The sequence below is a fragment of the Chryseobacterium sp. MA9 genome, from assembly GCF_024399315.1.
Lineage (GTDB): Bacteria > Bacteroidota > Bacteroidia > Flavobacteriales > Weeksellaceae > Chryseobacterium.
In genome coordinates, this window is the sequence record NZ_CP075170.1 from 4,407,207 (window position 1) to 4,421,127 (window position 13,921).

The 13,921-nt window shown below is 36.5% G+C and carries 17 protein-coding genes; 5 read left to right on the forward strand and 12 right to left on the reverse strand.

The features are described from left to right. Window positions 1-259: 259 nt before the first annotated feature. Together KIK00_RS20205 and KIK00_RS20210 are read right to left on the reverse strand one after the other, a co-directional pair. Complete coding sequence (locus KIK00_RS20205) at window positions 260-736, reverse strand: cupin domain-containing protein (RefSeq protein WP_255814074.1); 477 nt, start codon at window positions 734-736, stop codon at window positions 260-262. A 3-nt stretch (window positions 737-739) separates the two neighbouring features. Next, complete coding sequence (locus KIK00_RS20210; protein WP_255814075.1) at window positions 740-1,729, reverse strand: NADP-dependent oxidoreductase; 990 nt, start codon at window positions 1,727-1,729, stop codon at window positions 740-742. A gap of 114 nt (window positions 1,730-1,843) precedes the next feature. Here KIK00_RS20210 and KIK00_RS20215 point away from each other — a divergent pair, with 114 nt between their 5' ends. Next, window positions 1,844-2,233 (forward strand): helix-turn-helix domain-containing protein, encoded by a 390-nt coding sequence (locus tag KIK00_RS20215; RefSeq protein ID WP_255816688.1) that lies wholly within the window; start codon window positions 1,844-1,846, stop codon window positions 2,231-2,233. 64 nt (window positions 2,234-2,297) lie between these two features. Here the strand turns inward: KIK00_RS20215 and KIK00_RS20220 are convergent, their stop codons facing one another. From KIK00_RS20220 to KIK00_RS20235, 4 genes are all read right to left on the reverse strand, one after another. Next, window positions 2,298-3,152: a glycine betaine ABC transporter substrate-binding protein gene (locus KIK00_RS20220; RefSeq protein ID WP_255814076.1), complete on the reverse strand. Its 855-nt coding sequence runs from the start codon at window positions 3,150-3,152 to the stop codon at window positions 2,298-2,300. Window position 3,153: 1 nt separating this feature from the next. Next, complete coding sequence (locus KIK00_RS20225) at window positions 3,154-3,981, reverse strand: proline/glycine betaine ABC transporter permease (protein WP_255814077.1); 828 nt, start codon at window positions 3,979-3,981, stop codon at window positions 3,154-3,156. A 1-nt stretch (window position 3,982) separates the two neighbouring features. Beyond that, window positions 3,983-5,233, reverse strand: coding sequence for a glycine betaine/L-proline ABC transporter ATP-binding protein (locus tag KIK00_RS20230; RefSeq protein ID WP_255814078.1), 1,251 nt, complete (start codon window positions 5,231-5,233; stop codon window positions 3,983-3,985). A gap of 537 nt (window positions 5,234-5,770) precedes the next feature. After that, window positions 5,771-6,136, reverse strand: coding sequence for a DUF1304 domain-containing protein (locus tag KIK00_RS20235; RefSeq protein WP_255814079.1), 366 nt, complete (start codon window positions 6,134-6,136; stop codon window positions 5,771-5,773). 65 nt (window positions 6,137-6,201) lie between these two features. On the opposite strand from KIK00_RS20235, the gene KIK00_RS20240 reads away from it, so the two are divergent. Genes KIK00_RS20240 through KIK00_RS20250 form a run of 3 tightly spaced genes read left to right on the forward strand, consistent with a single transcriptional unit; the run spans window position 6,202 to window position 7,720 of the window. Next, window positions 6,202-6,774, forward strand: a complete 573-nt coding sequence (locus KIK00_RS20240) for a Crp/Fnr family transcriptional regulator (protein WP_255814080.1) — start codon at window positions 6,202-6,204, stop codon at window positions 6,772-6,774. Window positions 6,775-6,816: 42 nt separating this feature from the next. Further along, window positions 6,817-7,269, forward strand: coding sequence for a DoxX family protein (locus KIK00_RS20245; protein ID WP_255814084.1), 453 nt, complete (start codon window positions 6,817-6,819; stop codon window positions 7,267-7,269). 7 nt (window positions 7,270-7,276) lie between these two features. Then, window positions 7,277-7,720, forward strand: a complete 444-nt coding sequence (locus tag KIK00_RS20250; RefSeq protein WP_255814085.1) for a carboxymuconolactone decarboxylase family protein — start codon at window positions 7,277-7,279, stop codon at window positions 7,718-7,720. Window positions 7,721-7,965: 245 nt separating this feature from the next. Here the strand turns inward: KIK00_RS20250 and KIK00_RS20255 are convergent, their stop codons facing one another. The 6 genes from KIK00_RS20255 to KIK00_RS20280 all read right to left on the reverse strand — a co-directional run bounded on the left by KIK00_RS20255 (window position 7,966) and on the right by KIK00_RS20280 (window position 12,828). Next, window positions 7,966-8,934, reverse strand: a complete 969-nt coding sequence (locus tag KIK00_RS20255; protein WP_255814086.1) for a cyclase family protein — start codon at window positions 8,932-8,934, stop codon at window positions 7,966-7,968. Window positions 8,935-9,134: 200 nt separating this feature from the next. After that, window positions 9,135-10,118 carry an aldo/keto reductase gene (locus KIK00_RS20260; RefSeq protein ID WP_255814087.1) on the reverse strand — a complete coding sequence of 328 codons (984 nt, stop codon included), beginning with the start codon at window positions 10,116-10,118 and terminating at the stop codon, window positions 9,135-9,137. A 167-nt stretch (window positions 10,119-10,285) separates the two neighbouring features. Beyond that, window positions 10,286-11,038 carry a type 1 glutamine amidotransferase domain-containing protein gene (locus tag KIK00_RS20265; protein WP_255814088.1) on the reverse strand — a complete coding sequence of 251 codons (753 nt, stop codon included), beginning with the start codon at window positions 11,036-11,038 and terminating at the stop codon, window positions 10,286-10,288. Window positions 11,039-11,040: 2 nt separating this feature from the next. Continuing rightward, complete coding sequence (locus tag KIK00_RS20270) at window positions 11,041-11,328, reverse strand: putative quinol monooxygenase (RefSeq protein WP_255814089.1); 288 nt, start codon at window positions 11,326-11,328, stop codon at window positions 11,041-11,043. 1 nt (window position 11,329) lies between these two features. Continuing rightward, window positions 11,330-12,214 (reverse strand): NAD-dependent epimerase/dehydratase family protein, encoded by an 885-nt coding sequence (locus tag KIK00_RS20275; protein WP_255814090.1) that lies wholly within the window; start codon window positions 12,212-12,214, stop codon window positions 11,330-11,332. After that, on the reverse strand, window positions 12,211-12,828 hold the full coding sequence (locus KIK00_RS20280; protein WP_255814091.1) for an NAD(P)H-dependent oxidoreductase: 618 nt from the start codon (window positions 12,826-12,828) through the stop codon (window positions 12,211-12,213). The genes KIK00_RS20275 and KIK00_RS20280 overlap by 4 nt, the downstream gene beginning before the upstream one ends. A gap of 320 nt (window positions 12,829-13,148) precedes the next feature. Between KIK00_RS20280 and KIK00_RS20285 the strand changes: the two genes are divergently transcribed. Beyond that, window positions 13,149-13,895, forward strand: coding sequence for a metallophosphoesterase (locus KIK00_RS20285; RefSeq protein WP_255814092.1), 747 nt, complete (start codon window positions 13,149-13,151; stop codon window positions 13,893-13,895). The last annotated feature ends 26 nt before the right edge of the window (window positions 13,896-13,921 follow it).

A 13,921-nucleotide genomic window follows, 5' to 3' on the forward strand; every position in this document is an offset into this window, starting at 1 on the left:
AGTTGTAAGGATTTTATCTTTGATAAAATTGTATATTCCTAACACTTTATAGATCATTCTTTGCTGAAAATCTTTGATTTTCTTGCACCTTAAAACAACATATTATTTATTTTCCTTGCGTCTTTGCGTTTGTCCAAACTTAAAAAGACTTCTTTTTATTTCTCGCAGATTACACAGATTTTTTGCTTAATGTATTTTTTTAATTTGTGAAAACTATTCTATTCTTTAAATTTTTAAATAATTAAATCTTTCAATTATTTTACCCCTGACCACTTGCATCGATCAACACAGCCAGTTGAATGCAAGGTTGATCAGAGCGGTTGCTCCACGCGTGATTCGTTCCTCTCTGAATGACGATGTCTCCCGGTTTTAGAAACGTTTCTCCTTCTTCCATGATGAGATAGAGTTCACCGGAAAGAATAATGATATAATCCAGCGTTGGCGTTTGATGCATCATTGGATGAGGTTCATTCTTTTTCCATTCAATCCCTAAATCTTTATCAGGAGGAACAACTACATATCGAAAATAGGTGCCATTTTTAGGTGTTTGTGGAAATCCGGTATTGGGAATTCTGGTTTCAAAGTTCAAATTTGCCGGCATCTCTTGTGTATTCCACACGTCTGAAATTATCAATCCCGGAAAATGTTCCACTGCATTTTCTACCTGCTGATCCTCTATGATGATGGATTTTCCGTCTTTCATTCCTGTTACGATTCGTCTTGGTATTGTGTTCATAGATTAATGTTTCATGATAAGTTTATGACCTTGGGTTTGATTATTTTTTAAAATAGCATGTGCCTGCAGAACAGTTTCCAAAGAAAGATTTCCTATTACTTTATGTTGTGGTGGAAGTATATTTCCATTTTCAATAAGGTTTTTTATTTCAAGTAAACTGTTTTTATAATACTCATACTTTTTAATCATTCCATAAGTATAATTGGAGATATTCATAATCAAAGTTCCTTTGTTGAACAATGTTTCATGAGCATCTTTAGTGACTAAGGCTGTCACATCCACATAAGTTCCGTTAATTTTTAAAACCTCTGCAGTCACTTCCGACATGTAATTTCCAACCAGGTCAATTCCAAACTCGAAGGGCTGATCGTTGTTGGCTTTTAAAATGTTTTTAATAAGATTTTCATCTTTGTAATTAACAATTTGATGGCTTTTTAATCCTAAATTGAGAAGCATCTGTCTGTTTTCTTCACTACCAACGGTTGCGATGATCTGCCGGATGTTATGTGCCAATAAAAGTTTGATCAAAAATGAACCAACGCCTCCAGCTGCACCAGTGATAAGGAGTGTATTTTCCGGATTTAATTTCAGACGGTTAAAGATCTGTAAAGAAGTAAGCCCTGCTGAAGGAATGGAAGCCGCCTGTTCAAACGAGATATTATGAGGTTTAAAAGAAACAATAGCTTCTGGGACAGCAATATATTCTGCATAGGTACCGTTGCTTCCCATGGAGCCGCTGCCACAATAGACTTCATCACCGATGTTGAATTGCGTAACTTCGGAACCTTTGTCGACGATGATTCCTGATAATTCTCTTCCTAATATGGGGGAACTGATCAGTTTCCGTTCGAGCTCGTTTTCCAGCATTTGGTAATCTATGGGATTGAAACCGCTTGCTTTAATCTGGATTAACACTTCATTGCTTTTGGGCTGGGGCTGCTTGGCAAATCCGTCTTCCAGCTTTCCATTTTCATTTAAAATAACTGCTTTCATATGTTGATGTTTATTTTTTCTTAGGTCTGATTTTGATACACAAATGTAAAGAGGGAATAGTTTATATTTGCTACTAGTTAACTAATGGTAACTAGTTACCTTCATGAAACTATTATGGCAAAAATCATTGAAAACGGCATCGAAAGAGAAGCCAGCTGTACAGAAGAACTGTTCGCTATGCGGGACAGCCTGGATGTATTGGGAGGAAAATGGAAACTTATGATTTTACGGTATCTGACCAACAGACCGGATCAGATGATTCATTTTAAAAAACTGGAGCGAAGCATCGAAGGAATTTCCGCTAAAATGCTGAGCAAAGAATTAAAAGAACTGGAAACCAATCTTTTGATCACAAGAACCATCCAGGATACGAAACCTATCACTGTAACGTATGCTGTGACCGAATATGGGAAATCAGTATTTCCTGTGACAGAAACTTTGGTCAATTGGGGGATACTTCATCGGGAGAAAATCAAAGAATCAATGAGTTCTTCTGATATATAAATTAAAAAATCCTCAGACCCGTGTAGAGTTGAGGATTTTTAGTAATACCCAATTGTATTGCTTATTAATTTTTATCTAACCACGATTGTACCAGCTCAGAGTGATCTTCCACCCATTCTTTGGCAGTGGTTTCTTTATTTTTACTCTGTTCCATTTTCATTAAAAGATTAGACATGTTTTCATCATCAAAATGGACTTTGGAAAAGAACCTGGCCAGCTCCGGATGATCTTTACCAAAGCTTTTTCTGGCATATGTTTTAATCTGCTCTGCTTCACCAAATATCTTTTTGGGATCATCAAGAAACTTGAGCTTCATCTTGCCAAACATCCAGTGGGGCTGCCATCCGGTTACCACGATCCATTCTTTACGCTGTATGGCATTCTGCAGCTCGGTGATCATGGCAATGGTAGAAGAGTTGATCTGTTGATAATCCAGCTTATAATCAATAATAGCTTTATCTGTTCCGGTTGTTAATCCGGCTCCTTTTTCAATTCCAATGATCCTATGATTAAATTGATCTTTATACTGATTGAGTTCTTCAATGGATTTAATTGGAACATATTCTGGCACAACTAATCCAATACGGCCGTTATCGTAATTGGTTCCAAGATGAGTCAATTCCGGAAATTTAGCTAATTTTTTAGCGTGGGTGTAAGGAAGCCATACTCCCATGAAAAGGTCTGTATCTTCATTATTCATCGAAGCCAGAATCATATCCGTAGAGGCTTTTTGAATAATAACATGATACCCTTGCTGGTCCAGAATGGCTTTAGCAACATGTGTCATTGCAACATCTTCCGCCCAGCCATCTACCATTCCTATGGTAATGTATTTTGAGTTTTTTATATTTTCACACGAATTTAATGCCGCAAATATGAACATTAAAACGGGGAAAAACAGATATTTTAATTGTTTCATCTTATTGCTTTTTCTTTACAAATCCCTGAGTAATACGGTCCAGGATAATGGCTAGAATCACAACGGATAAACCACTTTCAAATCCTAATCCAATATCCAGATTATTAATTCCCTCCAGTACTTTCTCTCCTAAACCGCCTGCTGCAATCATTCCTGCAATAACGACCATGGATAAGGATAACAGTATGGTTTGATTGATCCCTGTTAAAATAGTTTTCATCGCTAAAGGAAGCTCTACCTTGAACAAAATCTGACGGTTGGTGGCTCCAAAAGCCCTTGCCGCTTCTACAATGTCTTTTGGGACGGCTTCAATTCCCAATGTTGTTAATCGTACAGCGGGCGGCATTGCAAAAATGATTGTTGCAAAAGCTCCAGGTACTTTACCAATACTGAAAAATAATACAGCAGGAATCAGGTAGACAAATGCGGGCATTGTCTGCATCAAATCCAGTAAAGGGCGAATAATTTTTTCTGCTATTTTGCTTTTAGCAGCCAAAATTCCCAAAGGGATAGAAAGGATAAGAGCTGTAATGGTGGACACAAATATAAGCGCCAGTGTTTCCATAGTTTCTTTCCATAGTCCCATTAGAAATATTAAACTCAATCCGGCTGCAGTGACTACAGCAATGCCTTTTCCAGCTTTCCATAATGCCAGCAGCGTAAAAAAGAGAATGATAACATAAAAGGGTGTGTTTGTGAGAACCCATTCAATTCCCATAATAGAGGAATTTCCTACATGTTTTATGACATCAAATACAGGTTTTCCATTTTCTGTGAGCCAATTGATTGCAGTTTCTACATATTGACCTATATCTATAGTTTTATTCATCTTATTGGTTGTTTGCGATTTCTTTTAATTCAATAATCTCTTCTTCGTTAAACTTAGTAGCTTCTATGACAAGAGATAACTGGGTAACAAGACCTAAAAATTTATTGTCTTCATCAATCACAGCAATGGCTGATTTACTTCCGGAAATTAATGGTAACATTTCTTCTACAGTAACTTCCGGGTAAACTGAAGGGACGTTACTGTTGATAATTGATTCCACTGTAGGTTCTTTCTTTTTGGCAATACGGACAACATCATTCAGGGTTACAAAACCCAGAAATTTATTCTGAAAATCTACCACAGGTAAGTTTTCCAGACCTGTAGCTCTCATTTTTCTTAAAGCTCCTTCAGGACCGTCTTTTCTGAAACGTACTACCGTAGCTTTGTCGAACATGAGAGATCTTGCGGTGATAATGGTTTTACGGTCTACTTTCTCTACGAAAGCTTTCACGTAGTCGCTTGCAGGATTGGTTAAAATATCTTCAGCTGTTCCTATCTGTTCTATGACTCCATCTTTCATAATGACGATACGGTCTCCGATTTTAATAGCTTCGTCCAAATCGTGGGTAATGAAGACAATGGTTTTTTGCAGTGTATTCTGCAGTTCAAGCATTTGGTCCTGCATTTCAGATTTTATCAAAGGATCCAGTGCGGAGAAAGCCTCATCCATAAGTAATACTTCGGGATCGTTTGCCAAAGCTCTTGCTAATCCTACTCTCTGCTGCATTCCTCCTGAAAGTTGAGAAGGATACTGGTTCTCGAAACCATTTAATCCTACAATATCCAGAGCTTTCTGTGCTTTTTCATCACGAGAAGCTTTGCTTTCACCTCTGATTTCCAATCCAAAACCTGCATTATCTAAAATAGTATGATGAGGCAGTAATCCGAATTTCTGAAATACCATACTCATTTCCGTTCTTCTTACTTCCAGAAGTTCCTTATTATTTTTGCTGGTAATATCATCGTCATTGATGTATACTTTTCCTGAAGTGGGCTCATTCAGCCTGTTAAGGCAGCGCAGCAGTGTAGATTTTCCACTTCCTGACAATCCCATAATGACAAAGAATTCACCTTCATAGATTTCAAAACTTGCTTTGTTGATTCCTATGGTACAGCCTGTTTTTTCAAGAATTTCTTTTTTGGAAAAGCCTTTGTCTAAAAGTTCCTGTGCTTTTTCTTTGTTTTTGCCAAAAATAATAGTCAGATCTTCAACTTTAAGTTTTACTTTTCTACTGTTTTCATTTTTTTCCATATTCAGAATTTTTGAATTAATAAATGCTATAAAAAATTGTACACCAATTCATTATATACGTTTAATCTTTGTTGTTCTGCTGATGACGATAGTGCAAAATAATTTGCAGAGCTTATAGTGATAAAAGCTTTTAACAAAAAAATAAGAGCATACAGACCATCTGGCCTTATGTTTATTTTTAAATATTTCAATTAGATTATACTCTAGAAAAAGAGTGTAGCATGTAAAAAGAGGTTAATCTTTTACATAAATTCTACAATTAAATTACGGATGAGGTAATTACAGATATGTGTACTGAACAACTTGAATTTCTACATTTCATCAAAATGCAGATCAGCATAAAAAACCTGTATATCAATTTTTTATGACGATGCAAATTTACGAATTTTATATTAAATGGATTTTTTTGGACGTAAGAAGCTGGTTTTAAGTCAGGTAATGAGATATACAAAGAAACTTTTCCCTTACCATTAAAGATAAGAGCGTATGATACTGTAAATATTTTAAAGGAGATCTTTACAATATGAGTGATGGAAATTACTTCAGTAAAACGGCAATAATTGCCAATATTGCGGGCAGTGCCTGTACGAAGAATATTTTTTTTGTGGCAGAAATTGCTCCATAAATTCCAGCCACAGCTACACATCCTAAAAAGAATAGCGCCACATTGGTCTGCCATTGCGGTTCTTTAATCAAAAACGACCATATCAGCCCGGCAGCCAGAAATCCATTATAAAGTCCCTGATTGGCAGCGAGTCCTTTGGTTGGTTTAAACATTTCTGCAGGCAAAGCCGCTTTAAAAACTTCCTTTCCTTTGGTTTCCCATGCAAACATTTCCATCCAAAGAATATAAAGGTGTTCCAGCGCAACGACCGCAATCAGAATTTTAGCAACGATTTCCATGATTAAATATTTTTCTCATTGTAAAACTAAAAAAATAAAGTTAAGTTTGATTACTAAATATTACAATGGACACTTTTAAGGCGCATTTAGATAAATTCATTACGATCAACGATGAGGAATTTGCTTCTATCATTTCTTTTTTTCAGATTTTAAAAGTAAAAAAGAAAGAAAATCTGATGTTTGAAGGGGATATCTGTAAATTTAAATATTTCGTATTGGAAGGATGCCTGAGAAAGTTTTTTGTCAACGAAAAAGGGGTAGAACAGACCACAGAATTTGCTATAGAAAACTGGTGGATGTCTGATACTTTTGCTTTTGAAAAACAGATGAAATCGAGCTTTAACATCCAGGCTGTAGAAAATTCCAGCATTTTAGCCATTGATTTTCAGTCTCAAGAAATCTTACTGAAAAAACACCCGGTTATGGAACGTTACTTCAGAATGGTGTATCAAACAGCTTATGCTGCTGCCGAAAAAAGAATCCGTTATATTTATGAGATGACGAAAGAAGAATATTATGTGCATTTCAGTACGTTGTATCCTTGGTTTATACAGAGAATTCCACAATATTTAATTGCTTCCTTTTTAGGTTTTACCCCAGAATATTTAAGTGAAATCAGGGCGAAGCTACGATCTTAAACCAGTTTAAGATTTTTACGGATCAGAAACCGGAAATTTGTCATGTTATTAAAAGCCAATGCAATGACAGATGCCAAAAATAAATTTCCACAGCTATTTTTAAGACTTGCTCTTGCGGTTACCATGCTTTCTGCAGTAGCAGACCGGTTCGGATTATGGAGCAAAGAAAATTCGTCATGGGGAAACATGGAGAGTTTTAAAGAATATACAAGACAGCTTACATTTTTCCTTCCGGAAGCTTTAAGCACGGTCTCAGCGTATGCCGCTACTTTTTTAGAAATTCTTTTTCCTTTGATGTTGATTTTTGGATTTAAAACAAAAATTGCAGCATATGGAAGCAGTATCCTGCTGTTGATTTTTGCCATATCCATGACCATTGCATCAGGACCCAAAGCCCCACTGAACTATTCTGTATGGGTGGGAAGTGCTGCAGCGCTTTTACTGGCGGTACAACAACATTATTCTTTAAGTATAGATCAATTAACCAAAAAATAATAATATTATGAGCGCAAGATTGAATATTGCAACAGTAGATTCAGCAGCATACAAAGCAATGCTTGGATTGGAAGGGTATTTACAAACTATTTCTTTGACACACATTCAGAAAGAGCTGATTAAAATCAGAGCTTCACAAATCAATAAATGTGCTTTCTGCCTTGATATGCATACCAAAGATGCTATCAAATATGGTGAAACACCTCAGAGAATTTTCATTCTGAACGGATGGACGGAAGCAAAAGAATTTTTCACTGAAGAAGAGCAGGTACTATTAGCGATGACAGAAGAAATTACATTGATAAGCGACAAAGGATTAACCGAAGAAACTTATCAGAAAGCGAAGTCTTTCTTTGATGATAATCAGATCGCTCAGATCATCATGGCTATCATTACCATCAATGCATGGAACAGAATTGCAGTAAGTACCCACCTTCCGATTGCAAAGTAATTGGAAAGCAGTGAAGATGGGTGATGGAAGATGGAAGTTGATGAAGACTGCATCATCTACGGATATTTACTTTATTTAAAAACGGCCTTTCAAATTTTGAAAGGCCGTTTTAGTATAAGATGCAAAGTGGCAATGTAACACAGTTTGGTATTAATTCTAAAAATAAATTCTAAGGTTAATTTTATTTTTTAAAACCGGAATTACATTGTCTCTTCGTTTCTCAGATGATGTTTTTAGTATTTAAATTAATAAATAGCCACAGGATTCACATTCACCTGAGTAGAACCTACATACAGAGGCTGCCCCAGCACGAATAAAAATTCCCAGGCTTTTTGCTTCACCAATGGACGGCTGTCAATCAGTTCCAGATTATAAATTCCTTTTTTGGCCAGCATAAACTGGTTGATGGGAAATTCTTCTTTACTTTTCGGATTAGGATAGACTTCAGAAGCCCAGGTATCACCTCCAAAAGCTACGATTCCCTGATCGGCAAGCCATTTTGCGGCATCCATTCCGATTCCAGGTTCTGTTTCTAAGAATTGCTGGTTGTTTTTACCGATCAATTCTAGCCATCCGGTATTGAAAAGAACAATATCACCTTTTCTCAGGGTAAGTCCCTGTTTCTTTAAAACAGATTTGATGTCTTCTACAGTAAATTCTGTTCCTCCGGGTACTATTGATTTACCATAATGAGCTGTCATATCAAGGACTACACCACGGGTAACGAAAGGAGGTATTTTTTCAACTCCTAATTTATTCACGCCTTCTACGGTTACAAAATCTGCCGCTTTGTTTCCGTTGTAGTAAGTGTTGTCAATTCCGATATGTCCAATACCGTTCAGCTGTGTTCCCACTCCTGTCCATCCATTTACAAGTTCATCATTAAATGTAAATTTATTGGGACCGATGCTTTTTCCACCCTGTTCTCCGGGCTGAATATTGTATAAATTGAAGCTTCTGTGTCTGAAAGCCGGGAGATTTTTATCAATAGGAACGGCAAGAGCTAAGGTTTTACCCTGTTTCACAAGTCTCAGAGCCTGCTTTACAACTTCAGGAGTCAATAAATTAGCGGCTCCGATTTCGTCCTGTGCTCCATAAGCAGAAGGAAACCATGATTTATCTTCCGGATTGACAAGTGTCTGAGCCTTTAAACTCTTGCTGTTTATAGTCAGCAGAGTTGCTAACCCGAACATTTTGATCAGATTATTTTTCATTTTTTATAAGGTTTGAGGGTTAGGTGAGGGATGCTGGAAGCGGGGAGCGGGGAGAGGGGAGCGGGGAGAGGGGAGAGGGAGGTTATTGAGGTCTGATAACAACTGAATAAGTTATCGTTTCATTTGAATGAAAAAGGCTGACAGCTATTATTATCCTGCTATTTCTTCTGACTTCCATCCTCCATCTTCCAGCATTTACATCAAATTTCGCTCAATGCTGAATTGATGAAGTTTAATTCTTCCTGAGAAAGGTCAATAGACATTGCTTTTGCGTTTTCTATGGCTTGCTGAGCATTTCTTGCTCCTGCCAATACTACTGTAATTGCCGGCTGTAGAGTAGTCCATCTTAATACCAGCTGAGAAAGGCTTGCCCCTTTTTCCTGAGCGATAGGTTCAATTTTTTCTAAAAAAGTTTTTACTTTATTCAGATCAAACTGAGAGAAATATCCATTTCTGTGGTCATTATCTTTTAATTGGGTTTCTTTAAAATATTTACCGGTTAAAAGACCTCTTTCCATTGGACTATATACGATAATTCCTGAATTGTTTTCCAAAGAATAAGGAACAAGATCGTTTTCAATAGCACGGTTCAGCATACTGTAAGAAACCTGGTTACTGGCAAGCTTTAAAGTTCTGTTTGCTTCTTCCATTTGAGCTACACTATAGTTGCTTACCCCTGCAGCACGGATTTTTCCCTGCTGGATTAATAGTTCCATGGCTTCCATAGTTTCACAGATAGGAGTAGTACTGTCCGGCCAGTGAAGTTGTAAAAGGTCGATATAATCTGTTCCTAATCTTTGTAAGCTCTCTTCAACTTCTTTGATGATGTTTTCTTTGGAAGCTAATTTATATATGGGAATTGTTTTTCCTTCGTCTTCAGCGTCAAAGAAAAATTCGCCTTTTCCGTTGTTGCTTCTGTCCCATACCAGTCCGAATTTTGTTAAAAGCTGGATTTTTGAGCGATCTTTTCCTTTGATGGCTTCACCGATCATTTCTTCACTCAGTCCGAAACCATAGAATGGTGCTGTATCGATAGAAGTTACTCCGTGATCTAATGATGCATGAATAGAATTGATGGAATCCTGTTTTTCATTACCGCCCCACATGTTTCCACCGATAGCAAAAGCTCCGTGGGTGATGGTTGATAATTCTAAATCGGTGTTTCCTAATTTTCTATATTCCATTTTGTTTGTTTTTATACTTGATTGTTATATTAAACCACCCCGTCAAAAATTATTTGAATTTTCGCCACCCCTCCGGAGGAGGGGAATTATCGCAGTTTCAATGGTGACACTTTTAAGAACTTAAGTGTATGAATACTGTTGTGACTTTTGTGGTTAAAAATTATATGTTATTTGTTTAATTCTTTTACTATTGCTTCTCCAACGCTTTTTGCAGATTGCGGATTCTGTCCTGTGATCACTCTCTGATCTGTTACCACATGATTCTGCCAAAGCCCTGACTTTTCAAATTTTGCTCCTCTTTCTTTCAGTTTATCTTCCAGTAAGAAAGGAACAACGTTGGTTAATTTTACTTCAGATTCCTCTTCATTGGTGAAAGCATTGATTTTCTTTCCGTCTACAAGATATTTTCCATTATTCAATTTGATGTTCACTAAACCTGCAGGACCATGACATACAGCCGCTACAATACCTCCGTTTTCATAAATTTTAGAAGCAATATCTGCCAGTTCCTTATTGTCTGCAAAATCCCACATGGCTCCGTGCCCTCCTGCATAAAAGATGGTTGAATACTCTTTCGGGTTCACCTGTGATGGGATCATAGAATGATCAATCTTGTTTTTATATTCCTGGTTTTCCCAGAATTCTTTGTTTACAGGATCTTTCAAATCGAAGCCGTCTACCGGAGGAGTTCCGCCTTTCGGACTTACAAAGTCAATTTCATATCCTGCTTTGTGAAGAACTTCCCATGGATGGGAAACTTCTCCCAAATAATATCCAGTATCTTCACCTGTACTGCCTTTTTTATCATGGCTGGTTACGACGAATAATATTTTCTTTTTCATATTTTTTGATTTTTTGGTTTGTGCCTGAGCGAATCCTATCATGAAGATCGCCAGCATTAAAAACGCTAATTTTTTCATTATTAAATAATATTGGTGATATAAATCTGTGGCTTTTCCTGAAGTTTTTCATCCACCAAAGCTCCGAAAGCCTGGATGTAAGGTTGTTGATTATGCTGAGCCAGTCCTTCATCACTTTTCCAGATTTCGTAGAAAACGAACTGGTTTTTGTCTTCAATGCCCTGATGAAGATTGTAAAGCTCACATGCTTCCTCCTTTCTTGTTTCTTTTACCATATTCTGAAGAACTTCCAATACTTCTGCCTGATGCTCTTCTTTGGCTTTTATAATTGCTGTAAGATGAATTTTCATATTAAATAAAATTTTCAATTGAGTTATAGATAGGTTTCCATTCCAGTTCTGTTTTGGCTTTGTCCGCATTACATCTGCTGTTGGATGCAAAACCGAAGTAGCCGCCCGCAGGACCGAAATTGTCAACAGCATCCTGTATACTTAAAGATTGTGCTGGTTTCAGATTATATTTTTTACTGATAACTTCTGCAATGTTTTTTAAAGAGGAAGAACCATTTTCTGCATAATAGATGGAACCTCCCTTTGCTTTTTCCAGAGCCAGCACATACAGGTCTGCCAAATCTTCAATATGTAAGTTGGACCAGATGTTTTCACCTTCGCCAAAATAAATACCATGTTCTTTTTTCTGGGAAAAATTAACCAAAGCCGGAATCTGGATGCTGTCTTTTTTTATTCCCAGACCTTCTCCGTAAACCATGGTAGGAACAATAACGATACTTCTTATATCTTTTTGAACAGATTGAAGAACATAATTGTTAATAAGCACTCTTGACGCCATTTCCAGTCTTGGTGTTAGAGGAAAATCTTCCGTAAAAACAAAATCATTTCTTTTACCATTTTCTTTACCTCCGAAAATAGCAGACCCTGAAGTAAATATGAATGTTTTATGGCTTCCTTCCATTGCTTTGATAAAATTATCCACAGCATAGGCATCATCTGCGGAATCAGCATTATGGATTACTGCATCAACACCATCAACGGCTGTTTTTATTAAATCTTCATTGTAAATATTCCCGATAATGGTTTTGATTCCCAATGATTCCAGTTCCTGTACATGAGCTTCGTTACGAACTAAGCCGGTTACTTCATAATTTCTGTCAAGCAGTTTTTTTGCGATAGTCCCGCCAATATAGCCGGTAATACCTGTTATCAATATTTTTTTCATGATACTAATTCTGGTTTTAATTCTTTTTCAAATACGTTTCTTACATGTTCTCTGTAAAGCTTCATATCACGTTCTATATTGGCATTTTTCTCCACATCATGAAAGTGGAAACTTTCCATTTTCTCTAATGAGACAAAGGCATTCATTCTATGGAAACCAAATAACGGTCCATCATCTACACTTCTTTCACTGAAGAATTCTCCGGGAAGCGTGAAGGCTGTTGCAGGAGCATTCCAGCTGGTAGTCAGCATATATTTTCTTCCACCAAGCATTCCTCCTGTACCATAGTTTATTTCAGGATTCTCAGCACTTCTTCCATCACTCATATAAATTCCTTTTGCATGACCTGCTGTGAAAACTTCATCAATATATTTTTTTAATCCGTTTGGAAGCTGGAACCACCAGATAGGAGTGTGGTAAATGATGTAATCTGCCCATACAAACTTCTGCACTTCTTCATTTTTGTCGTAGTTTTCACTTACATTGGTTATCTTTACTTCTACGTTATCAAATTCTTTAAGAGTTTTTAATGTATTTTCTGCAATAGTCTGATTATATTTTCCTCCGGAATGTCCGAAATTCTGTCCTCCGTTGATGATTAGTACTTTTTTCATTTTTTTATGATTGTTTAAATTTTACTCTGCAAAGTTAGGATGGATGATTGTATAATAAAAATAATATAAATCATAGGTATGTATTATTAAAATTATAGTTAATAAGATTCAATGTTTGGGGTTTAAAGTTGAAGGTTGGGAGTGAATGGTGAAAAGTCAGTTCGTTTCGCTTGTGAATTTTTGTAATTATAGATTCACGATTGACTCTGCACAACAAAAATTTACCATTGACCATTTCCGTTTTCATGGTAAAATGTCATATCATATCTGAACTGAAATACCCTTCTGTCATGTAAATTTGTTTAACAAATTGAAGGACAATGATACAGGTAGCTGTTTTTAGTGATGTGCATGGGAATCTTCCTGCATTGGAAGTGGTGTTGAAAGATATAGAGAAGAGAGGAATCAGACAGAAGTTCTGTTTAGGAGATCTGGTGGATTTTGCACCCTGGGGAAATGAAGTGATAGAACAAATAAGAAACCTGAACATTCCCTGTCTGATGGGAAATCATGATGAAAGAATCGCTTTTGATATTTCAGTAGTTCCTTTGTCCAAACATTCGGAAGAAGAGACGAATGCCAGATTTATAGCGATCGATCATTCTAAAAAATATATTACAGAAGATAATAAAAAATTTTTATCAGAGCTGCCTTTTCATTTAAAATTAAACTATAAAGTAGGGGAGAAACACTGGAATATTCAATTGGTTCATTCCAGTCTTGAAAGCAATGATACCTATTTGTATGAATCAGAAAATGATGAGGTTTTTAAGATGATGCTGGAAAGTGCTGGTGCTGATGTGGTCGTGATGGGGCATACCCATTTATCATTCAAAAAACAGTTTAGGAATAATACATGGGCAGTCAATTGTGGCTCCGTGGGCCGTTCTAAAGAAGAGAACAGACTGGCTTCTTATGTCATATTCACTTTGGATGAAGAAAAAATAACACCTGAAATTGTACAATTACCGTATCCGATTGATGAAACGATCCGTCAGATACGTGAAAGTGGGATTCCGGATTATTATGCATCATTTCTAAAGAATGAAAATGTATTAATATTATAATTATTTTGTAATTTTGCATCAGAATA